General features: G+C 73.5%; 22 protein-coding genes. 14 read left to right on the top strand and 8 right to left on the bottom strand.

Annotation, left to right across the window (positions count from 1 at the left end):
* The first annotated feature begins 11 nt into the window (after positions 1-11).
* The 3 genes from IEY71_RS05025 to IEY71_RS05015 are packed head-to-tail and all read left to right on the top strand — an operon-like array spanning position 12 to position 1,613.
* On the top strand, positions 12-512 hold the full coding sequence (locus IEY71_RS05025) for a phage tail protein (protein ID WP_189084165.1): 501 nt from the start codon (positions 12-14) through the stop codon (positions 510-512).
* 25 nt (positions 513-537) lie between these two features.
* The gene (locus IEY71_RS05020) at positions 538-1,065 is read left to right on the top strand and encodes a phage tail protein (RefSeq protein ID WP_189084164.1); all 528 of its coding nucleotides are present in this window, start codon (positions 538-540) and stop codon (positions 1,063-1,065) included.
* Between the two features lie 8 nt (positions 1,066-1,073).
* Complete coding sequence (locus IEY71_RS05015) at positions 1,074-1,613, top strand: GNAT family N-acetyltransferase (protein WP_189084163.1); 540 nt, start codon at positions 1,074-1,076, stop codon at positions 1,611-1,613.
* On the opposite strand, the gene IEY71_RS05010 is transcribed toward IEY71_RS05015, so the two are convergent.
* From IEY71_RS05010 to IEY71_RS04995, 4 genes are all read right to left on the bottom strand, one after another.
* Positions 1,520-2,218, bottom strand: a complete 699-nt coding sequence (locus IEY71_RS05010) for a TMEM175 family protein (RefSeq protein ID WP_189084162.1) — start codon at positions 2,216-2,218, stop codon at positions 1,520-1,522. The genes IEY71_RS05015 and IEY71_RS05010 overlap by 94 nt on opposite strands.
* 119 nt (positions 2,219-2,337) lie before the next feature.
* On the bottom strand, positions 2,338-2,832 hold the full coding sequence (locus IEY71_RS05005) for a hypothetical protein (RefSeq protein WP_189084161.1): 495 nt from the start codon (positions 2,830-2,832) through the stop codon (positions 2,338-2,340).
* Entirely contained in the window at positions 2,832-3,188 is a 357-nt protein-coding gene (locus tag IEY71_RS05000) for a hypothetical protein (RefSeq protein WP_189084160.1), read from the bottom strand. Before IEY71_RS05000 ends, IEY71_RS05005 begins: the two co-directional genes overlap by 1 nt.
* A gap of 130 nt (positions 3,189-3,318) precedes the next feature.
* A complete protein-coding gene (locus tag IEY71_RS04995) occupies positions 3,319-4,926 on the bottom strand; it encodes a carboxylesterase/lipase family protein (protein WP_189084159.1) in 1,608 nt (535 codons plus the stop codon).
* A gap of 246 nt (positions 4,927-5,172) precedes the next feature.
* Here IEY71_RS04995 and IEY71_RS04990 point away from each other — a divergent pair, with 246 nt between their 5' ends.
* Together IEY71_RS04990 and IEY71_RS04985 are read left to right on the top strand one after the other, a co-directional pair.
* Positions 5,173-7,746, top strand: coding sequence for a LuxR C-terminal-related transcriptional regulator (locus IEY71_RS04990; RefSeq protein ID WP_189084158.1), 2,574 nt, complete (start codon positions 5,173-5,175; stop codon positions 7,744-7,746).
* 103 nt (positions 7,747-7,849) lie between these two features.
* Positions 7,850-8,125, top strand: a complete 276-nt coding sequence (locus tag IEY71_RS04985) for a hypothetical protein (RefSeq protein ID WP_189084157.1) — start codon at positions 7,850-7,852, stop codon at positions 8,123-8,125.
* 33 nt (positions 8,126-8,158) lie between these two features.
* On the opposite strand, the gene IEY71_RS04980 is transcribed toward IEY71_RS04985, so the two are convergent.
* On the bottom strand, positions 8,159-11,191 hold the full coding sequence (locus tag IEY71_RS04980; RefSeq protein ID WP_189084156.1) for a CshA/CshB family fibrillar adhesin-related protein: 3,033 nt from the start codon (positions 11,189-11,191) through the stop codon (positions 8,159-8,161).
* 191 nt (positions 11,192-11,382) lie between these two features.
* Here IEY71_RS04980 and IEY71_RS04975 point away from each other — a divergent pair, with 191 nt between their 5' ends.
* Entirely contained in the window at positions 11,383-11,871 is a 489-nt protein-coding gene (locus IEY71_RS04975; RefSeq protein WP_189084155.1) for a DUF1877 family protein, read from the top strand.
* Positions 11,872-11,892: 21 nt separating this feature from the next.
* Here IEY71_RS04975 and IEY71_RS04970 read toward each other — a convergent pair whose 3' ends face one another.
* Positions 11,893-13,320 (bottom strand): PucR family transcriptional regulator, encoded by a 1,428-nt coding sequence (locus IEY71_RS04970; RefSeq protein WP_189084154.1) that lies wholly within the window; start codon positions 13,318-13,320, stop codon positions 11,893-11,895.
* A gap of 117 nt (positions 13,321-13,437) precedes the next feature.
* Here IEY71_RS04970 and IEY71_RS04965 point away from each other — a divergent pair, with 117 nt between their 5' ends.
* From IEY71_RS04965 to IEY71_RS04940, 6 genes are all read left to right on the top strand, one after another.
* Positions 13,438-14,535 carry an alcohol dehydrogenase catalytic domain-containing protein gene (locus IEY71_RS04965; RefSeq protein WP_189084153.1) on the top strand — a complete coding sequence of 366 codons (1,098 nt, stop codon included), beginning with the start codon at positions 13,438-13,440 and terminating at the stop codon, positions 14,533-14,535.
* A 181-nt stretch (positions 14,536-14,716) separates the two neighbouring features.
* Positions 14,717-16,090 (top strand): APC family permease, encoded by a 1,374-nt coding sequence (locus IEY71_RS04960; RefSeq protein ID WP_189085078.1) that lies wholly within the window; start codon positions 14,717-14,719, stop codon positions 16,088-16,090.
* Between the two features lie 106 nt (positions 16,091-16,196).
* A complete protein-coding gene (locus IEY71_RS04955; RefSeq protein WP_189084152.1) occupies positions 16,197-17,564 on the top strand; it encodes a GntR family transcriptional regulator in 1,368 nt (455 codons plus the stop codon).
* A 28-nt stretch (positions 17,565-17,592) separates the two neighbouring features.
* Positions 17,593-17,925: a hypothetical protein gene (locus IEY71_RS04950; RefSeq protein WP_189084151.1), complete on the top strand. Its 333-nt coding sequence runs from the start codon at positions 17,593-17,595 to the stop codon at positions 17,923-17,925.
* Between the two features lie 75 nt (positions 17,926-18,000).
* Complete coding sequence (locus IEY71_RS04945) at positions 18,001-18,303, top strand: hypothetical protein (RefSeq protein ID WP_189084150.1); 303 nt, start codon at positions 18,001-18,003, stop codon at positions 18,301-18,303.
* 59 nt (positions 18,304-18,362) lie between these two features.
* Positions 18,363-18,569 (top strand): hypothetical protein, encoded by a 207-nt coding sequence (locus tag IEY71_RS04940; protein WP_189084149.1) that lies wholly within the window; start codon positions 18,363-18,365, stop codon positions 18,567-18,569.
* Here the strand turns inward: IEY71_RS04940 and IEY71_RS04935 are convergent.
* A complete protein-coding gene (locus IEY71_RS04935; RefSeq protein ID WP_189084148.1) occupies positions 18,556-19,257 on the bottom strand; it encodes a YceI family protein in 702 nt (233 codons plus the stop codon). The two genes, IEY71_RS04940 and IEY71_RS04935, sit on opposite strands and share 14 nt — an antisense overlap.
* 186 nt (positions 19,258-19,443) lie before the next feature.
* Between IEY71_RS04935 and IEY71_RS04930 the strand changes: the two genes are divergently transcribed.
* Positions 19,444-19,938 carry a hypothetical protein gene (locus IEY71_RS04930; protein ID WP_189084147.1) on the top strand — a complete coding sequence of 165 codons (495 nt, stop codon included), beginning with the start codon at positions 19,444-19,446 and terminating at the stop codon, positions 19,936-19,938.
* A gap of 38 nt (positions 19,939-19,976) precedes the next feature.
* Entirely contained in the window at positions 19,977-20,480 is a 504-nt protein-coding gene (locus IEY71_RS04925) for an ASCH domain-containing protein (protein ID WP_189084146.1), read from the top strand.
* A 77-nt stretch (positions 20,481-20,557) separates the two neighbouring features.
* Here IEY71_RS04925 and IEY71_RS04920 read toward each other — a convergent pair whose 3' ends face one another.
* On the bottom strand, positions 20,558-20,905 hold the full coding sequence (locus tag IEY71_RS04920; protein WP_189084145.1) for a hypothetical protein: 348 nt from the start codon (positions 20,903-20,905) through the stop codon (positions 20,558-20,560).
* Between the last annotated feature and the right edge of the window lie 51 nt (positions 20,906-20,956).

Raw genomic sequence — 20,956 nt, 5'->3', positions numbered from 1 at the left:
GGGGACGAACCATGGCAGACCCATTCATCGGAGAAATCCGACGTGTCGCATTCAAGTTCGCCCCGAAGGGCTGGCTCCCGTGCGACGGCCGCATCCTCTCGATCCAGAACAACCAGGCGCTGTACGCACTGCTCGGCGCCACCTACGGCGGCAACGGCGTCACGACCTTCGCCCTGCCGGACCTCCGCGGCCGCAGCCCGATCGGCGTCGGATCGAGCATTCCCTGGGGCGCGGTCCTCGGCGAGGAGAGCCACGCCCTCACGCAGAACGAGATGCCGATGCACACGCACCAGGTGCACGCGACGAACGCCGCCGCCACCGGCACCTCGCCGGCCGGCGCGGTCTGGGCGCAGACGGAGCAGGCGGCCTACGGCACCGGCTCGGCGACGACGCAGCTGCGCCAGAGCGCGGTCACGTCGGTCGGCGCCAATCAGCGCCACGAGAACCGGCCGCCATTCCTCGTCGTCAACTACATCATCGCCACCCAGGGGATGTTCCCCTCGCGCAACTGACGCGCCCCGGTCCGAACGGAGCATCATGGCAGACCCCTACTACGGCGAGATCCGCACCGTCGCCTTCGGCTACGCGCCGTACAACTGGGCGCCCTGCAACGGGCAGCTCATGCCCATCGTCCAGAACACCGCCCTGTACTCCGTGCTCGGCACGACGTACGGCGGCGACGGCAGGTCCACCTTCGCCCTGCCCAACCTGAACGGCCACCTCGCGATGGGGCAGGGCGACGGGCCGGGGCTCACCCCCCGTTCGCTCGGGATGGACGTCGGCAGCGCGACCGTGACCCTGCTGCCGACCGAGATGCCGCGCCACACGCACACTCCCGGGGCGATCGACGCGGCCGGCACGAGCGGCTCCGCGACGGACGGCGTCTGGGCGCAGCCCCGCTACGGCCGGGTCGGCCGCAAGGCCTACGCGAGCGGAACGGACGCGCCGATGCGCGGCGACGCCCTCGCGGTGGCCGGCGGCAGCCAGCCGCACAACAACCTGCCACCCGTGCTCGGCATGTACTTCGTCATCGCGCTCGTCGGCGAGTTCCCGCCGCGGCCCTGACGGCACCGATGACCGCCGAGCTCGACCCGCGGCATCCGCTCGTGCAGCAGATCGCGGCCGAGGTGCTGCGGGAGCGCCTCCCCGGCGTCCCGGCGGAGCTCGCCGCGCCGCTGGTCGCCGCGCAGCTGCGCGCGAAGTTCGAGGCGATGCGGGCGTCGCGGCCCGCGGCGACGGCGGAGCTGCTGCCGGCCGGCCGGGGCGACGCCGACGCGCTCGGCTATCTCGTCGTGGACCGCAGCGGCGAGGAGCTCCGCCTCGTCGACCTCGCGGTCCGCGCGGAGGCCCGCGGCCGCGGCGTCGCGAGCGCGGCGCTCCGCTCGCTCGCGACTGAGGCGGATGCCGCGGGCCGCGCGATCACGCTCTCGGTGTGGGCGGGCGACCCCACCGAACGGCTCTACGCGCGGCACGGCTTCGTCCGGATCGAGGAGCCCGGAGCGCGGGACGCCGCCGGCGGCTACGTCGAGCTGCGGCGCCCGCCCCGGCCGAGCGCACGCCAGAGCAGCGTGTGGACGGGCGACACCAGCACGAGCAGCAGCAGCGCCCAGTAGCCGATCGCGGGCACCAGGATCGAGAGGGCGAGGGCGACGAGGAAGAGCCCGGTCGTGATGACGTCGGCGAGGATGCCGCGGCGCAGCCGCAGCTCGGCGACCGAGTGCAGCGCGGGGTGCCGCAGCAGGTACCAGCGGATGGCGAGCGACATGACGCTCGTGAGCACGAGGCTGCCGATGTAGACGAGCTTCTGCGCGTCATCGGTGTCCATCGATCCGAGCATCGCCGTCGGCACCGGCAGCCACACGATCGTGAACATCCAGCCGATCGTGAGCCAGAGCAGCGCGGGACTGGTGCGCTCGACCCTGGCGAACACCCGGTGGTTGGCGAGCCAGAAGGTCGCGATCAGCGCGAAGCTCAGCGCGAAGCTCATCAACTGCTCGGCGTGCTCGCCGAACCAGGCGACGACGCCGCCGCCTTCCGCGCCCGCGTCGGTGACGCTCTCCATGAGCGGAAGGATGAGCAGCGTCATCGCGATCGCCACGACCGCGTCGGTGAAGGCCTTCAGGCGCTCGGCCGAGGTGGTGGCGGGGCCGCTGCCGTCGTCCACGGGTTCCGCATCGTGGTCGTCGAGGCGACGGCGATCCGGCTCGTTCGAGCTCATGCACGCAGAGTAGCGAATACCGTCGCCGGCGAGGGGATCTCGGCGGAGGGAGTGCGCGTGCGGCCGCGGGGGGATCGGCGACCGCACGCGCACGAGGTGGAGCCGCGCGGGTTCGCGGCTCAGCTGGTCGGCGCCAGCATGATCGGGCAGAGCTCGCCCGCACGCTGCGCGTCGAGATCGGGGACGGCGGACCAGGGGATCCACGGCTCGCTGTCGTACGTCTCCTCGAACGCCTCGCGGGACGGCCGCTCGGGCACGGGGAACCCGGCGCCGTCGAGGCAGTCCTCGATCTCGACGTACCAGTCGTAGATCAGCTCGTACTGTTCGGCCGACAGCGGCGCGTCCGGGTCGATGCCGGCCGCTTCCAAGCACTCCAGGTCGTCCGCTTGATAGGCGGTCATCTGCTCGGGCGGGATGTTCCCGACGATCGCCGTGCCCTCGAGCCGGACGTCCCACCCCCGCTCGGCCAGGCAGGCCGCCCGCTCGCTCGCCACGTCGGGACCGGCGAAGAGGGAGTCGATGCCGCTGCTCGACGGTGCGGGCGGGGTCGGGCTGCACCCCGCGAGCGTGAGCACGACGACCGGGAGGAGGACGAGGAAGCGCCGACGCCGCATCAGATCGCTTGGCAGTACCGGTTGGCGGACGAGACGGCGCCGTTGCCACCGAGGCCGTAGGCGTAGAAGTTTCCGGCCTCGTTGGTCCAGAACTTCCAGCCCCAGTTCGCGTACGCGGCGGAGTAGCCGAGGCTCACGGTGTTGCTGTTGGTGTTCTGCGGGTTGTTGAGCTGGAACTGCACGGTGCCGCGGGCGACGGCGGTCGTGCCGATCGTGATGTTGGGATACGCGGTGCACGAGATGCGGCCGGTGATGGCGCGCATGCCGGCGGCCTCGGCCGGGGCCGCGACCGCGAGGGTGGCGGCCATCGCGGCGGCCGCGGTCGCGGCCAGGGCCGCTGCTCGGAACTTCTTCATTCGATCCTCCAAACGTCGGTGTCTTGCGGACTTCTGAAGCGTATGGGATTCCAGCGTTCCGATTTAAGGTGTAAACACTTCAAGTGTTCATGCGCGGCGTTCGCGGGGAGACATCGCACCAGTTCCACGCTCAGACGTGGGGGACGAAGCGCTGCCAAGCGACCCGGCGCTCACCGCGCGGGTCGGCCTCGATCCGGTCCCGCCGGTCGAGGATCAGGGTCAAGCGCTCCGGCTCGCCGTACTGCGGCCAGTCGAGCCATCCGTCGTCGCCCGGCTCCGCGTCGCCGCGGCCCCCGGGGGTGCGCCCCAGCTCCGGACTCCCGCTCGTGGCGAACGCGGCCCAGCGCGCCTGCATCCGCCGGCCGACCGCGACGAACATGCCGCGGCCGCCGAGCACGGTGAGCCCCACGCCGACGGGGGTGTCGAACTTCTCGAAGAGGGCGAACAGCTCGAGGCCGTGCGTCGCGTCGAGCCCGAGCAGCCGGGCCATCCGCGGCGCCGCGTCGAAGCGGTAGCTCCACGTCGGCGCGAAGCGCGCGTGCCGCTCGGCGAGCTTCACGCTCGGGAACCAGAAGGTGAAGTCGCCGGCGAAGTCCGCGGCGGGCCGCCGATCGGGGAGCCCCGGGTACTGCCGCTTGATGCGCTTGCGCGCCTTCTTCTTCGTGTTCGCGAAGATCGCCCGGATGCGCGGCTTCGTCGTCGGCAGGATGTCGATGCGCCCCTCGAAGAGCGAGCCCTCCCGGTCGTTGGTGCCGATCACGAGCGGCACCCGGTGGGCGCGCCCCTCCTTGAACGCGTCGAGCGGCCGCCACGGCAGGAACTCGCCGTCGATCACCGGGGCCAGGCTGATGGTGCCGGGATTCTCGTCCGGTGTGCGCACGGCGAGCTCCGTGGTGGCGCGGGCGAGCACCGCGGGATCGGCGGTGCGCAGCATCCGGGCCGCGTCCTCCGGCGCCCCGCTCTCGAGGTCGTCGTCGTCGACGAGCCGGCTGAGCAGCCGCACGTACTCGGCCGCCCAGCGCTGCGCGACCTCCGCCGGGTAGACGGCGTTCGCCGGCGAGGACTGCGCGACCGCGCGCGCGAACAACCCTTCGGCCGCGGGCACCGTCATGAGCGTCGTCACCGAGTTCGCGCCGGCGGACTCGCCGAAGAGCGTCACCCGCGACGGGTCGCCGCCGAAGGCGCGGATGTTCCGCCGCACCCACTCGAGGGCGGCGAGCTGGTCGCGGAGGCCGAGGTTCGCCTCGATCGGATGCCCCGGCGTCGAGTAGGCGCGGAGGTCGAGCCAGCCGAGGGCGCCCAGCCGGTAGTTGCAGCTGACGTAGACCACGCCGTGCCGCGCCGCGAAGAGCTCGCCCTGGCGCGGGTACTCGCCGGAGGAACCGACGCTGTACGCCCCGCCGTGCAGGAACACCATGACCGGCAGCCCGGCGCCCGACCCGACGCCCTCCGGCGAGATCACGTTGAGGCTCAGGCAGTCCTCGCTGCGCGGGAGGTGCGGGGCCGCACCGATGAACTGCCCCCGACGCAGCTGCGGCGCGACCGGGCCGTACTCGTGCGCGGCGCGCACGCCGTCCCAGCCGCTCGCGGGCCGAGGGGCCCGGAACCGCGCCTCTCCGGCGGTCGACGCGGCGAAGGGGATGCCCCGCCAGGTCCGCACGCCGCGGCGGCGCACGCCGTGCACCGCGCCGAGCTCGGTCTCGACCAACAGGCCGTCCCCCGCAGCCGTCCCCGTCATGCGCGCATGCTATCCGTCCGGCATGAACGGCGCTCGGACGCGCGAAGTACCCCCCGAACAAGGCACACCGCGCCCGTGCTGCCCGCTTGCGGCTGGACGGCGGCCCCTGGCAGCATCTCCGGTACGTCCGCCTCCGGCGGGAGCCCCGACTCCAGCCGCGGCCGGACGCATGGTGATGCGCACCGCCGCGATCGTTCGACCGGTCGTCGTCGAGGCGAGTGCGCCGTGTGTGGTGGGAAGTCGAGGATGCCTGGCTCATCGTTCGATCACGCGATCCCCCTCCCGGAGCGCGAACTCGATGAGCTGGCCCGCCGGTGGGCACGGGCCGGCACGGCGGTCCTGATCGGCGCGCACGGGTCGGGTCGCTTCCCGCTGGCGCGCGCGCTCGCGGGACGACGGCCCGCGCCCGTCCTCGTCCGCACCGCCGACGCCGCCGAGAGCGGTGCGCGGGGCGACGGCTGGCTCCTCGAGGAGCTCGGGCTGCATCACGCGGACGCCGTCCCGGTCCGGAGCGTCGAGCGGTTGGCGTCGGAGGTCGCGAAGCGGGCCGGCGAGGTGACGGTGATCGTGAACGGCGCCGAGCGCGCCGACGCGCGCAGCCTCCGGGTGCTCACCCACCTGGCCAGCCGCGACACCGGAGTGAAACTCGTGCTCATCCACTCGGACCGCTCCGCGGCGCGCGCGCCGCGATTCGCCCAGGGGGCGGTGCGGATCGTGCTGCCCGAGATGGCCGGCGAGACCACACGGCGGACCGTCGAGCGGCTGCTCGGGGCGAGGCCGACCGAGCCCGACGCCGCGGCATTGTCCGCCGCGTCCGGCGGCTCGTTCCGGGCGCTGTGCTGGCTGCTGGAGCTGCTCGTCGTGAACGGGGGCATCCAGATCGATCGCGGCATCCTCCAGCTCCGACTCGAGGAGCCCGCGGCGGCGCGGCTGCCCGACTGGTCGATCGTCCCCGCACTGCTCGGCGACGAGGCGGGCCACGCGCTCGCGCTGAGCGGCGGGCTCCGCCTCGGTGAGCTCGATCGCCTCGGCCTGCTCGCCCGCGCTGTCGAGCTCGAGCAGGCCGGCCGGGTGATCGTCGACGGCGGGGTGGCGCGCCTCTCCTCGCCCGCCCTCGGCTGGGAGCTCGCCGCCCGCCAGCCCGAGGGCGCCAGGCGGCTCCTGCTCGGACGTGCCGCCGCCGTGGTCGAGGCGGACGATGCGACCGCCGGCGTGCGGGCCGCCGAGCTGGCCGACTGGGCGGGTCGAGCACGGCTGCGCCTGCCGGCGCCGCTCGAGGAACTCGCCGTCGATCACCTCGCACGGACGGGCCGCCACGCGCGGGCGCTGGCCGTGATGGCGCTCGATCCGGTGCGGTCGCCGGCCGCCCGAGCCACCGCCGCCTACTGCGCGGCGTGCAGCGACGACGAGGAGCGGGCGCTCCAGGAGACGAGCGAGCTCCTCGCCTTGACGCACCCCGACCCCGCGGAGCTGGAGGCCCTCGGACTCGCCCTCGCGCTCGGCCGCTTCCGGCACTCGCGCAGCGCCGGCCTCGCCGATGCGCTCGAGGCGGTGATCGCGCGCGCGGCCGAAGTGCAGCCGGCGAGCGCAGCCGTGCTCGGTGCCGCGCGCGCACTCCTGGGCCCGCGATCAGCGTTCGACTGGACCGGGTTCGCTGCGCGGTCCGAATCGGCGGTCGGTTCCGAGTCCTCGTCGGCGCGGGCCCATCGCCTGCTGGCCCTGCGCGCCTGGCTCGACGGGCGGCCGCTGACCGCGCTCGAGCGGAACGCCGCAGCGGACCGGATCGACGAGGGCGCCCCGGTGGATGCCGCGATCAGCCTCTTCCTCCGGGTGACCGGGGCGATGCTCGTGCCCGACTTCGCCGCCGCGACCGAGGCCCTCGCTCCGACCGTGGACCTCCGCGGCCGGGCCGCCCTCACGAGCCTGCTGTGGGGCGGGCAGGCGGTCTACCGCGGCGAGCTCACCGCGGGTCGGCTGCTCATCGACCCGCTGCTGCCGGGCGGGCGGTGGCCGATCGGCGACCGGGCGCTCGCCCCCTTCGCCGCGGCCATCGCCTCGATCGCGAGCTCGATGCTCGGGGACGGCGAGCGCGCACGCCTGCTGCTCGATCAGGCCTACGAGCTGGAGGCCCGCTCCGAGCTCCTGGCGGAGGCGGTCGAGCACTTCAGAGGGATCGCGGCGACGCAACTGCGCCCCGAGGGCCTGCACGACGAGGGGCTCGCCGGCTACGTCGCCGCCGCCGAGGCGGCCCGCGCCCGCGGCTTCCGGCTGTTGGAGCTGTTCGCGACCTACCGTCGCGCAGACGAGCTCGGGGCCGATCACCGGCCCGAGCTCTGGCAGTGGCTGGCCGAGCAGCTGGAGGGGCCCGAACCGCTGGAGGGCGGCCCGGCGCTCCTCGCGCGGATGGCGCGCGCCGTCGGTGCGCGCGATGTCCACGGGATGATCGACCTCGTCCGGCAGCTCACGTCCTCGGAGCTCGTGCACGACGCGAAGGTCCTCTCGATGCGCCTGGTCCGCCGCAGCGCGACGGAGATTCCGGCGACCGTCCGGCGGACGCTCGTCCGGCTCACCGAGCGCGGTCTCGATGTGCAGGCCAATGCCGGCGACTCGATCCTGACCGATCGTGAACGGGAGGTCGCCACGCTCATCGTCGAAGGACTCAGTGACCGGGAGATCGGCGAACGCTTCGGCCGGTCCCGCCGCACCGTGAGCGTGCATGTGGGCCGGATCCTGCGCAAGCTGAACCTGGCGAGCCGGCACGACCTCACCCCCGAGCTCGCCGCGCGGCACGGCGTTCAATTGTCCGAGCCCGACGGCTAGGCGGACCGGGCAGCCCGCCGATCCCGCGATTTCGACGTCGCGCCCGGCGATGTACGTATCTGCTCCGGGATGCCTACGTACCTCGCCGACGTACCGTGCTGCCATGACGGCGCATCGCAGCCGGGTCCTCGCCGGCATCCGAACCCAGCCCCTCCTCGCCGCGCTCGCCGAGGCTCGCGATCCGGGCGAGCAGGCTCGGATGCTGGCGACCGCCCCGGCGCTCTTCGTGCCCGGCATCGGGTGGATCGGCGGGGTGCACTCGATCGCGGATCTCCTCGAGGACCCCGCCTTCGAGCTGCCGTGGCGCACGCGCGAGGAGACGGAGGAGATGGTGGCCGCAGCGCTCCGCACCCGCGGCGCGGCTCGCGGCGCGAGCTGAGGGGCGACGGGCGTGTCCGGGCCGTCGTGACGTTCAGTCGTCGATCCGTCGGCGACGTGCGACGACCATCGCACCCCCGCCGACGGTCAGCAACAGGACCACGATGAGCACGATTCCGGCGCCGAGCTCGACGCCGGTGCGCGGCAGTTCGCCGGGCACCGGCGTCGCCTGCGCGGGCGGCGTGCTCGGCAGCGCCGGCGCGTGCACGACGAGGATCGCGTGGGACTCGCCGGATCGCGGCGTCGCCGCACCGTCGGGCGGGTAGGCCGAGGCGACGGCAGTGTTGCGCACCGAGCCGGCACCGCCGTCGCCGGCGGAGACGGTGTAGCTGGCCGTGCACTCGGCCGACTCGCCCGGGGCGAGCACGAGCTGCGGGCAGGAGACGTCGCTCAGCTCGCCCGCGCCGGTGAAGCCGGTCTCGTCGATCCAGGGGTCGACCACCGAGACGTTGCCGGTGTTCGTGATCACGAAACGATAGATCACAGTGTCCCCGACCTCGGCCTCGCCGGGCTCGACCGACTTGACCAGCCCCAGCGAGGGTCGCTGTGCCGCCTCCACGATCACCTCGCTGGGCGGGGTGACGATCGGCTCCGACTCGCCCACGGCCGTGCCGCTCGCGGTGGCGCCGTTCGTGAGCTCGCCCCGGTCGAGGTCGGCCTGGGTCACCTCGTAGCTCGCCGTGCACGTCATCGACTGCCCACCGCCGAGGGTCGAGCTCGGGCACTCGATCGCCGAGAGCTCGCCGGCCCCGCTGAACTCCACCTCGTCGACGCTGATGCCGTCCACGGTCACGTTGCCCGTGTTCGTCACCACGAAGCGGTACTCGATCGTCTGCCCGACCTCGCCGAACTCCCCCGCGTCGGCGGATTTCACGAGCGTCAGTCCTCGCTCGGCGGGGATCGTCACGACCGCGCTCGACTCCGCGGACACGGGCCGCGCCTGACCCGGCGGGGGCGTGGCGGCGGCCGTCGCGCTGTTGTCGATCCGCCCGGCGTCGACGTCGGCCTGGGTCACCTCGTAGCTCGCGGTGCAGTCCACGGAGTCGCCGGGCGCGAACGGGCCGGTGGGGCAGGAGACGTCCAGCGGCCCGCCGGTGCCCGAGAACGCCAGCTCGGTGATCTGCGGATCGCTCAGGGTCACGTTGCCCGTGTTCGTCACGTGGAAGGTGTAGGTGACGATCTCGCCGGCGCGCGCGACCGTGCGCGGGCTCGCGCGCTTCTCGAGTCCGATGGCCGGCTCGGGGTCGCTCGGCAGCTCCTCCTCGGCGGGCTCCGACTCGACGGGCTCGCCCCCGCCGGCCGGCTCGCCACTCGCGCTCGCGGTGTTGCTGAGGGAACCGGCGTCCACATCCGCCTGCGTGATCGTGTAGCTCGCGGTGCACGTCATCGTGTCGTCGGGGTGCAGCGTGCGGTCGGCGGGGCACTGGATCTCGGAGAGCTCGCCGCTGCCCGAGAACGCGTCCTCGCTGATCGTCACCCCGTCGATGGGGACGTTGCCGGTGTTGGTGACCACGAAGGTGTACGTGATCTCCTGCCCGACCACGAAGTCCGCCGCGGCGGACGGCGTGGCCGCCTTCGTCAGCGAGAGCGAGGGGTCGGCGGCCTGCACCGGGGTGCTGGTGCGGGACGGGGGCGAGCTCGCGTCCTCGCTCGTGCCGCTGATGCGGCCGGAAGCCGTGGCCGTGTTCTCGACCGCGCCCGCCCGCTCGTCCTCGACCGTCACCGTGTACGGCGCGTCGGCCGTGCACTCGATCGAGGCATCCGGCGCGAGCTCCCCCGGCGGGCAGCTGACCGGGCCGAGCATCGGGTCGTCGATCCGCACCTCGCTCAGCGGCAGTTCACCGGTGTTGGTGATCCGGAAGGCGTAGCGGATGCGGTCGCCCGCGTCGGTGATCCCGTTGCCGTTCACATCCTCGATCTCGGCGACGCGCTTCACGAGCGAGAGCCCCGTGCGCTTCCGGGCGTTCGTGATGGTGCAGGAGACGAGGTCGCCGATGCCCACGTGCACCTCGGCCCGGTACTCGGGCGAGCGCCCGGTCGGCAGGGTCGGGTCGGCCGTGCCGTTCCTCGTGCAGGCCCACGTCGCGTCGTAGTTCGACATCGTGCCGGCGAGCGTGCGCTCGGCGAAGGTGAAACGGGTCTCCATCCCCTTCGCGACGACCGTCTGCCGGCCGGTCGTCGCGCTCGTGCCGGTCGGCCCGGTCGTGTCGCCGAACACCCAGGTGCCGTCCTCCCCGCCGATCGAGATGCGGAAGTCGTCGCCGGCGAAGCGGGACTCGACCCGCTTGTTCAGCTCGAGCTGCGAGAGCAGCACGCCGAAGGCGACGGCCTGCACGCCCCCGCCGACCATCCGCTGGGTCCAGAAGTCCGGGTTCTCGCTCGCGACGATCGCGTTGCCGGTCTTGTTGACCGAGCGAGTGGCCGCACAGGTGACCTGCGTGGTGCCGAGGCCAGGCAGTCGCCCGTCGCAGGCGGTGCCGACGCCGGGGTCGGATCCGTTCGCGGTCAAGGAGAAGATGGGATTGCTGGAGATCCAGCGGATGGACTCGTTCGTGTCGGTGCTCTCGGCATCGGCGCCGACGAGGGCGAACGCGCTCATCTCCTGGCCGAAGGCGTTGACCACCCGGATGTCGCTCAGCGTGAGGTCGGTCGTGGTCCGGTGGCCGGTCTGGTAGAGCGCTGGCTCGCCGCCGACGCCCCGGTACTCGCGGTTGCCGAGATAGGCGCCGCTCCAGCTCGGGAACGGCACGGTCCGGATGAGCCCGCCGGAGGTCTTGAGGGTGAAGTTCATGCGCGACCCGCCGGGCAACGCGACGACCATCTCCTGCCCGGCCGCGCTCCTGGCCTGCGCCGAGTCGTACCCGCTGAAATCGAACCAGCACAGCGTGCTCGCGAAGCGCCCCGAGCCGGCGTCGGCCATGGAGCAGCCGGTCTCGGTCGCGGCCTGGGCGCTGCCGGCCGTCCCAGCGACCATCCCGCCGGCGATCACCGCGACCGCGGCCAGCGCGGCCAGCGCGCGGCGCACGGGGCGGATGCCTCGGCGGCGCACCGTCGTCCGATTCGCCATGACGGTCCTCCTGCTTCGCTCCCCGGACAGCGCGCCGCCCCCTGATGCACCGATGCTATGTGACGGGATACCATGCGAGCAACGTTGATACCCTGAAAACTGGGTGAACTCCCGCGCACATACCCGCGGAACTCACCCCCCGGGCGACCATTCGCCGGACCGGCTCGGCGCAGTGCTGGCAGACTCGAGCCATGGAACTCGGAGTGCACTTCCGCCTGACCGATGCCGAGGCCGCGCGGGTGCGCGAGGCCGCCGGCGACGACGAGCGACTCGGCGCCGTGCTCGCCGAGCTCGAGGCCGACGAGGAGGTCTGGGCCAGGGCGTGCGAGACCGACAAGGCCTGGGACCCGATCGCCTGCGCGCTCGCTCCGGCGGGCGAGGCGGACGAGTGGCCGGCGCGCGGCGTCATCGGCGGCGCACGCTCCCTGCAGCAGGATGACGACGCGGCATGGATCACGCACCTCGACCCGGGCGAGACTGCCGAGGTGGCCGACTACCTCGCCGGCCTCGACGACGCGGCGTTCGCCGCCGCGTACGCCGAGATGCCGGAGGAGCTGCGCAACCCCGAGTTCGGCCCCGACGAGCAGGGCTACGCGCTCGCGATGCTCGCCGGGCTCCGCCCGTTCTTCGAGGCCGCGCGCCGCGAGGGCCAGCACGTCGTCTTCACCGTCGGGTTCTGAGGGCGCCGACCCCGACGCGCGTCAGCGCTCGAGCGCCCGGATGGCGAGCCAGGCCGCCGTGCGGTCGTCGGGGCTCGCGAGCGACAGCCCGGTGAGCTCCTCGATGCGGAGCAATCGCGTCGCCAGGGTCTGCCGGTGGATGCCGAGGGCGGTCGCGGTCACGCCGAGCGCCCCGTGCTCGGCGAGGTAGACGCGCAGCGTGCGCAGCAGCTCGCCGTCGCCGCCCGCGAGCGGCTCGAGCAGATCGCCGATGCGCGCCGAGGCATCCTCGTCGAGCCGATCGAGCACGTAGGCGACCGTCGGCAGCGCGCGGTACCGCACCACCGCGCGCGCGTCGGCGACGGCCGCCTCGTGCGCCTGCCGCGCCTCGCCGGCGCTGCGGGCCAGCGCGTCGACCGGGGCGGAGGAGCCGAGGCCGAGGCGCAGCACGACCCGGCCGTCGAGCAGGAACTCCTCGACCCGGCGGGCGAAGGCGTCCACCTGGCCGTCGCGGAGGAAGCCGATGACCCGTTCGTGCGACTCCGTCACGACGTGCACCGCGCCGAGCTCGTCGAGCCAGCGGGTCACGAGGCGCTCGAGGTCGACGCCCTTCGAGCGGCTGGTGAGCGCGAACGCGGTGAGGCTGCGGTCGCGCACGCCCCAGCGATGCAGCAGCTCGGATGCCTCCGGGCCGCCCGCCAGCAGGGTGTCGACCATGACCGAGCGACCCAGCCGCTCGGTGCCGCCGTGGTCGTGGGTGCGCAGCAGGAGGTCGAGGAGCGCGGCGGCCTGCGAGGCGAGGTCGCGGGTGCGGCTCGTCGAGGCCTCCCGGGAGGAGACGACGAGGTAGGCGGTGAGGTCCTCGCCGGGGCCGACCGCGTGCACCTGCAGGCCCGGATGCCGCACCCGCACCGGCCGGTGGAACGCGACGGCCACGGCGTCCTGCACGTGCAGCCCGCCCGCGCCGGCCGTGGTGATGACCTGGCCGTGCACGTCGAGCAGCACCGCCCAGCCGTCGATCCGGTGCGCGAGCTCGGCGACGACCGCGCGGGCGCCGCCGCGGCGGGCGACCTGCGTGAGCACTTTGGTGCCGGTGGTGACGAGCCGATCCTCGGCGGCGCGGTCGTCGGCGAGCTGCGCGACAAGCGCGGCGTGCAGGAGTTCGGGCGGCTGACCCCGGCCGAAGATCGCCGCCGCCCTCGCCTCGGCGAGCGCGGCGCGCAACGCGCTCGTCGGCGCCGGGGCGACGAGCACGGCTCCGGCGAGCGCGAGCGAGCGCGCGTCGCCCGCGCGGAGCGCCGCGAGCAGCTCGGCGGCGGTGCCGACGACGAGGGTCGCGAACGCGGGGTGCCCGACGACGGCGAAGTCGGTGAGCGGCACGGCGGCGTCGACGGGGGTCGACGGGTCGACGCGCCCCTCGACGAGCTCGCCGCCGAGGGTCGCCGCGACGGAGTCGAGTCGCCGGGCCATCCCTCGATTGTACGGAATGTCGATCGAATCGGCCTGGGTTCACACTTCTTCGCAATGACGGACCCTCGACTCCGTGCCTAGCATCGGCATGCCCAGCAACAGATCCAAGGGAGCATCATGAAAGCCATCGTCTTCCGCGAGCCGGAGACGCCGATCGAGGTCGCCGAGGTCGCCCTCGCCGCCCCGAAGGCCGGCGAAGTCCGCGTGAAGATCGCCGCGGCCGGAGTCTGCCACTCCGACCTGCACGTGAAGCGAGGGGAATGGGACGCCCCGGCTCCGCTCGTCATGGGTCATGAGGGCTCCGGCGTGGTCGTCGAGCTCGGCGAGGGCGTCACCTCCCTCGCCGTCGGCGACCACGTCGTGCTCAGCTGGGTGCCGCCGTGCGGCGAGTGCCGCTACTGCCGCTCGGGCCACGAGGCCCGCTGCCAGAAGGTCGCCACCGTGGTCGCGCCGAAGGGCGTGCTCTTCGACGGCACCTCGCGCCTGAGCAGCGGCGACGAGGAGCTGCACCACTACCTCGGCGTCTCCTCCTTCGCCGAGGAGGTCGTCGTGCCGGCATCGGGCGCGGTGAAGGTGCGCGATGACGCCCCGCTCGACGTCATCGCGGTCGTCGGCTGCGCGGTCGCCACCGGCGTCGGCGCGGTGCTCAACACCGCGGCCGTCGAGCCCGGCTCGACCGTCGTCGTCATCGGCTGCGGCGGGGTCGGCCTGAACGTCGTGCAGGGCGCGAAGCTCGCCGGCGCCGAGCGGATCGTCGCGATCGACGTGCTGCCCGAGAAGACCCAGCTCGCGCTGCAGTTCGGCGCGACCGACCGCATCGACGCCTCGAAGGGCGACGCCGTCGAGCAGCTGTTCGAGCTCATCCCCGACGGCGTCGACTACGCCTTCGACGCGATCGGCCGCACCGTCACGACCGAGCAGGCCATCCGCATGCTCGGCCTCGGCGGCGCCGCCGTCATCGTCGGCCTGCCGCCGACCGGCGCGAAGGCCAGCTTCGAGCCGCTCGTGCTCGCGGAGGCCGACCAGCGCATCCTCGGCTCGAACTACGGCTCGGTGCGCCCCTCGATCGACATCCCCGCGCTCGTCGACCGCTACATGGACGGCCAGCTGAAGCTCGACCCGCTCATCTCGGCCCGGCGCCCGCTCGTCGAGGCCGCCGCAGCCTTCGACGACCTCGAGTCGGGCGAGGCGCTGCGCACCCTCCTCATCCCCTGACGCCCGTCCGCCGATCCGGGCGCCCGGCCGCAGCGCGACCGGCCGCCCGGGCCGGCACCCCCGCACCACCGCTCTTCCTCCGTTCCCCCACCCGACTCATTGGAGAGTTGCCATGACCGCCCCCACCCAGGCCGGCGCCCCCGCGCAGGCCCCCGTCGACGCCGGCCTCCGCCGCGGCGTCATGAGCGGGCCCGAGCTCGCCGCCCAGGCCATCGCCAACATCGCCCCGAGCGCCGTCATCGCGTTCACCGCCGCCGGCATCTACCTCGGCGCCGGCAACGGAACGATGCTCTCCTTCGTGCTGGCCACCCTCGTCATCCTCGCCGTGGGCTACTGCGTCGCCGTCTTCGCGAAGCGGCACGCCTCGGCCGGATCCCTCTACACCTACGTGTCGAAGGGCCTCGGGCCGTTCGGCGCGTACCTCGCGGGCATCGCCCTCCTCGTCGGCTGCTGGGGCATCGCGGCCGGCTCGCTCGGCGGCGCCGTGTCGTACATGAACCAGTTCCTGCTGCTCATCGGCGTCCCCGCCGAGGGCCTCGGCTGGTCGATGGCGCTCGCCGTCGTGCTCGGCGGCCTCGCGACGCTGTTCACCATCCGCGGCATCCGCCTCTCGGCCCGCGTCTCGCTCGTGCTCGAGCTCGTCTCGGTCACGATCATCCTCATCCTGCTCGTGCTCGCCCTCGTCTGGGCCGGCCCGGCCGCCTGGGACCCGGCGCAGTTCTCCTTCGAGGGCGTGCCGTTCCAGGGCGTCGCCGCCGGCATGGTGCTCGGCATCCTGGGCTTCGTCGGCTTCTCCTCGGCCGACGCCCTCGGCCGCGAGGCGCGCAACCCGTACACCGCCATCCCCCGCGCCATCATGTGGAGCGCGGTCACCGTCGGCATCCTCTACGTCTTCGCCGCGTACACCCAGATCGCGGTGCTCGGCGAGGACCTCGGCACCGTCGCGAGCCCGCTCGAGGCCATCGCCACGCAGATCGGCATGCCGGCCTGGTTCGCCCCGATCCTGACCTTCGGCGTCGGCGCCTCGTTCTTCGCCGTCGTGGTCGCCCCGCTGAACGTCGTCGGCCGCATCATCTACGTGATGGGCAAGGAGGGCGTGGTCGCCGAGCGCTTCGGCCGCACCCACGACCGCCACCTCACGCCGCACCGGGTGCTGCTCATCGCCGGCCCCGCCGCGATCGTGCTCGACCTGGTCCTGCTCGCGATCGGCGTGAACCCGATGGACATCGTCGTGTGGGTCGACACCTACGGCACCTACGGCTACATGGTCGCCTACGCGCTCGTCGCGATCGCCTGCGTGGCCTACACGCAGCGCGAGAAGATGCGCAACGGGCTCGTCTGGTTCTGCGCGATCGTCTCGGTCGCGGCCATGGCCTACGTGTTCTTCGCGAACGTGTGGCCGGTGCCGGCGTGGCCGCTGAACGTCATCCCCTACCTGTTCCTCGTCACGATGATCGCTGCGATCGCCTGGTACCTGCACCTCGCCAAGCGCCGCCCCGAGGTCATCGCCCGGATCGGCAACACCGAGACCGACGCGCTCGAGGGCGTCGGCTAGGCCCACGACCCGCGCTCCGTCGTCGTCGACCCGGCGGTGGGGCGTGGCTGACCGCAGCGGCGTCCGGTTCCCCCGACCGGACGCCGCTGTGGTATCCCTTATAGGGATGCCGAGGACACGCAGCAACGACGACACCGCCGTCGAGCGGGTCCTTCGGGGGCTCCGCGACGACATCATCGACGGCACCAGGCCGGGCGGCGAGCACCTCGTCGAGCGCACCATCGCCGAGGAGTACGAGGTCAGCCGGCTGCCCGTGCGCATCGCGATCCGGCGGCTCACGCTCGACGGCCTCGTCGACCAGCTCCCCCGGCGCGGCAGCTTCGTGCGGCCCATGACGCGCTCCGACGTGGCCGACGTCGCCGAACTCCACCACGCCTTCGACCGGCTGGCCGTCCGCACGGCCGCCGTGCGGCGCGGCGAGGCCGACCTCGAGCGGTTCCGCGGCCACGTCGCCGCCGCCGAGGCCGCCGAGGCGGCGGGCGACCGCGACGAGCTCGCGCGGGTCGGCGTGCGATTCCGCTCCGACACCTACCTCGCCAGCGCGAACCGGCCGCTGCTCGAGATCCACGACGCGCTGCTCAGCCGCACGCAGCGCATGTTCGCCCTCGCGGAGCGCTCGGCGACGGCGCCACTGCCGTACTACCGGCGGTTCCTCGCGGCGTTCGAGGCGCGGGACGCGGACGCGGCGGATGCGGCGATGGCCGAGTTCAGCGCGCACCTGCGGGCCGCCCGCCAGGAACGGATGCTGCGCCGCCTCGACGACGCGCTGGCGCCGGGTGCGCCGCGCAGCACGCCCACGCGACCGGCCGGCGGCGACGCCGCCGAGGGGGAGTCCGCCGACGCGGAGTCGAGCGACGCGGCCCCCGTCATCGAGGGGGTCCGCGCCGACATCATCGCCGGACGCCGGCGTCCCGGCGAGGTGCTCTCCGAGCGCGCCCTCTCCCAGGAGTACGGCGTCGGCCGCATCCCGGTGCGGCAGGCGATCGACGCGCTGCGCTTCGAGGGGCTCGCGACCGACGGCACCTCGCGCATCCCCTCCCGGGTGCGGGCCATCCCGCCCGAGGAGGCCGCGGACTTCTTCGACGTCTGCGTGACGCTCGACGTACTGGCCAGCCGCCTCGCGGCGCAGCGCCCGACGCGCGACGAGCTCGCCCTGCTCGAGGGCTGCCTGCTGGAGGAGGAGCGCCTCTCGCCCGACGACCCCGAGCAACTGCTGGACCGCATGTTCGCCTTCCGCCGGCAGGTCTACGTGATGGCCGAGAACCGGCTGCTGCTCGAGATCGGCCGGCTGGTCGAGGCGCGCATGCGCATACTCGTCGCCCACGCCCCCATGGCGGCGGAGGTGAAGCGCGGGCACCGCTTCCTCTTCGAGGCCATCGCGAGCCGCGAGACCGGCCTCGCCGAGGCGATCTACCTGAGCGTGTTCACCGACCCGAGCCGGCGCGATCGCGTCGTCGACGGTCCGGCCGGCTGACCCTCCGGGCGCTCGTTAGGCTGGCGCCATGTCGCAACCCGAGCCCGCCGCCCCGGATCCCCGCGCACGGTCGGACTGGCGCGCGATCGCTCCGGCGCTCGTCGCGAAGGAACGGGCGGATGCCGCGTTCGCCGAACGCCATCGGGCCACCAGGCGGCTCCGCGCCGACGGCGTGAAGGCCGGGCCGGGCGCCTACGCCGCACTCCCCGCGCTCGGCTGGCTGGAGCTCGTCGGCGGGAGCGGGACCGATCTCGAAGCCGTCCGCGGCTGCAGCGGGCTCGAGGTGCTGCGGGTCTCGCACGTGCGCGGGCTCGACGACGCCTCGGCGCTGGCCTCCTGCACGGGCCTCGAGGTGCTGTAGCTCTACGCGCAGCCGAAGCTCGAGGAGCTGCCGTCCCTCGGGGGCAACGAACGGCTGCTCCGGGTGGAGCTCGGCATGCTGCGCGGACTGCGCTCCCTCGCGCCGGTGCTCGATGCGCCGAAGCTGGAGGAGCTCGTGCTCACGCGGGACGTCCCGGTCAGCGACGAGGACGTCGAGCGCATGCTCGCCCACCCCACGCTCCGCGCGTTCCTCTGGGTCGCGCTCGACGTTCCGCTGCACCGCAGCCGGCCGGTGCTCGAACGCACGGATGCCGCGCTCGAGCGCGCCCGTTCCGTGCACGTCGACACCTGGCTCGCCGAGCGGCACGGTCTGGGCGGGCCCCGGGCCGACGATCCGCCGACGCCGGCCGAGCTGTGAATGCGCTGCACGGCTGAGCGATCCGCGTCATCCTGAGCGGCATCCGCCGTCTCTCAGGTATGACCCGTTCCCCCGCCTTCCCGGGTGCCGCCCCAACCGAGCACGCGGAGATCTTCACCGTCCCCGAGACCGGCGAGCGCATCCACGTGCGCTGCCGCTGCCGCCGCGGCGCCGACCACGAGTTCCACCGCGAGGGCGATGGTCGGGACGGCGGCCGCGGCAGCACGACGGTGCTCGCAGATCCGGTGCGGGTCAGGCGCGGCTGAGTTCCAGCGAGAACTCGACGGTGCCGTTCGGCTCGACCGAGACGAAGCCGAGGTTCGGCGCCTCGACGCCGAAGTCCGCGAAGGTGATCGGGATGCTGCCGGCGACCTGCCCGGTCGCGCCGTTCAGCACGGCCTGCAGCTCGACCGTGACCGGCTTCGTGACACCCGCGAGGGTGAGCTCGCCCGTCGCCTGGACGGTCCGCACCTCGCCGACGGCGGGTGCGGCATCCACCGTGATCGGTTCGGTGAGCACGAAGCTCGCCGTCGGGAACTCGTCGGTGCGCAGCGCCTCGGTGCGGAAGTAGTCGTCGCGGTTGGCGGAGTCGGTCGCGATGGAGGCGACGTCGACCTCGAAGGAGGCCGACTCGAGCGTGAGGCCCGCGACGGTCAGCTCGCCGGTGACCTGCTCGGTGCGGCCGGTCACGGTGACGTCGGTGCCGTTCAGCACCTCGTCGACGCGATAGCCGGCGAAGGAGCCGTCGGCGACCGTCCAGTTGCCGCTGAGATCGCCGACCTCACCGGGATCGCTCGTGCTCGCCTCGGGCGCGGCGGTGACCGTGGGAGCCGTGTCCGGCTTCGCGGCGATCAGGTCGCGGTAGACGACGGGGCCCGCGATCGCGGCGGCGCCGCCGAGCACGAGGGCGCCGGCGACGATCGAGACGGTGAGGATCTTGGTGCGCTTCTGCATGGGACTCTTTCGTTCATCGTGTTCGACGGGTCGCGTCGGGCCGCGGTGACGGGATTCCAGCGTGGCGCACGAACGTATGAGAAACCATGGAGTTCCCCTGGAAGGCGCCGCAGATGACGCGGCATGACGCCGGGTCCGATCGAGCCGGCGGATGACGTGGGCGCCCGGCGGGCGCACAATGACGCTATGGATGCCGCGAACGCCGACCCGCACCGCCTCGCCCCCGGCCTGCTGCCGACGCCGTTCACCGCCGAGGAGATCCGGGCCGCCAGCGGCTCGGGCAAGACGATCCGGCTGCTCGTCGAGGAGCCCGGCGGCACGAGCTTCGAGCGGGTCAACCGCTTCGTCGACTGCGACGCCGAGGGGGCGACGCTCGAGCAGTGGCGGCTCGCGCCCGGCGGAGAGGTGGACGGCGAGGTGAGCCGGGGGCGGGTGAGCTGGCGCGAGCTGCAGGAGCACGCGGCGTTCCCGGAGGCGACGACGATCGTGCGCGACGAGGAGCTCGAACTCCCCTTCGGCCGCGCGGCCTGCCGCCGCTACGAGCTCGCGGGCGACGGCGGCGCACCCGCCGCCGTGTTCTGGTTCGCCCTGGAGCTGCCCGGGATGCCGGCGCGGTACGAGGTGCTCGTGCCGGGCGGCGTGCAGCGCACGACCATCCGCTCGGTCGTGGCCGAGCACTGAGGCACTGGCCGACCCGCGCGAGCTGTCAGACTCGGAGCATGGACAACGCGCCGATCGACACCGACGCCGCCCACGCCCTCTGGGCCGAGTATCGCGCCTCCAGCCCGACCCACTGGATCGAGGACGAGGCGCCCTCGATCGAACGCTTCGGCGACTACCCCGAGCTCACCGACGAACTCCTCGACCTCGTCATCCACGGGCCGAAGCGCGCCACGGCGGGACTCGTCGCGGAGTTCGAGGCAGCGGGCGAGCCGCTCCCGCGCGTCGGCAGCCACTGGATCGCGTGCGACTCGACGGGCCGACCGCGGGTCGTGCTGCGCTCGGTGGAGCTCCGGGTCGGACCGTTCACGAGCGTTGACGAGCGCTTCGCCTTCGACGAGGGCGAAGGCGACCGCTCCCTCGCGAGCTGGCGGGAGGGCCACCGCGACTACTGGACCCGCGTCGGCGCCGCCCTCGGCATCGAATGGACCGAGGCGCACGACATCGTCTTCGAGCGCTTCGAGGTGGTCTGGCCGCCCGAGCACGCCGACCGCCGCCGCTAGCGCCCTGCCGGGCCGTGCCCGCCGCGCCCCGGCCGGCCCTGGCCCGCCCAGGCCGGCATGACGTCAGTTCTTGCGGGTCAGCGAGCCGCGGCACCCGCGAATACCGCCCGCACGGCCCAGCGGCCGAGCAGCAGCACGACCGTCGCGGCGATCGCGCACATCGCGAGAGCGCCGTCCGAGGTCTCGAGGAACCCCGTGAGGAACGGGTGCTCCGCCTGCGTCGCCGGGTCGAACCACCACCAGGTGTCGGCCGACCGCACGCCCGAGATGCTCGAGCGCCGTTCCCCGCCGAGCGCCGTAGCGAGCCAGGGTCGGACGACCCCATTCAGGAGCACGGCGATCGCGAGCGGCCCGAGCAGGCAGGCGAGGAACCCGGCATCCACCCGCCGCCGGGCGCGACGCTCGGCGACGGCGGTCTCGGTCATCCCTCGACGCTAGCGCGCCGGTGCCACGCCCTCGCGCGACGGCGGTTTCTG

The sequence above is a fragment of the Agromyces mediolanus genome (genome assembly GCF_014648575.1).
Lineage (GTDB): Bacteria > Actinomycetota > Actinomycetes > Actinomycetales > Microbacteriaceae > Agromyces > Agromyces mediolanus.
The sequence above is the reverse complement of the archived record's forward strand: the minus strand, read 5'-3'. Positions and strand labels throughout refer to the sequence as shown.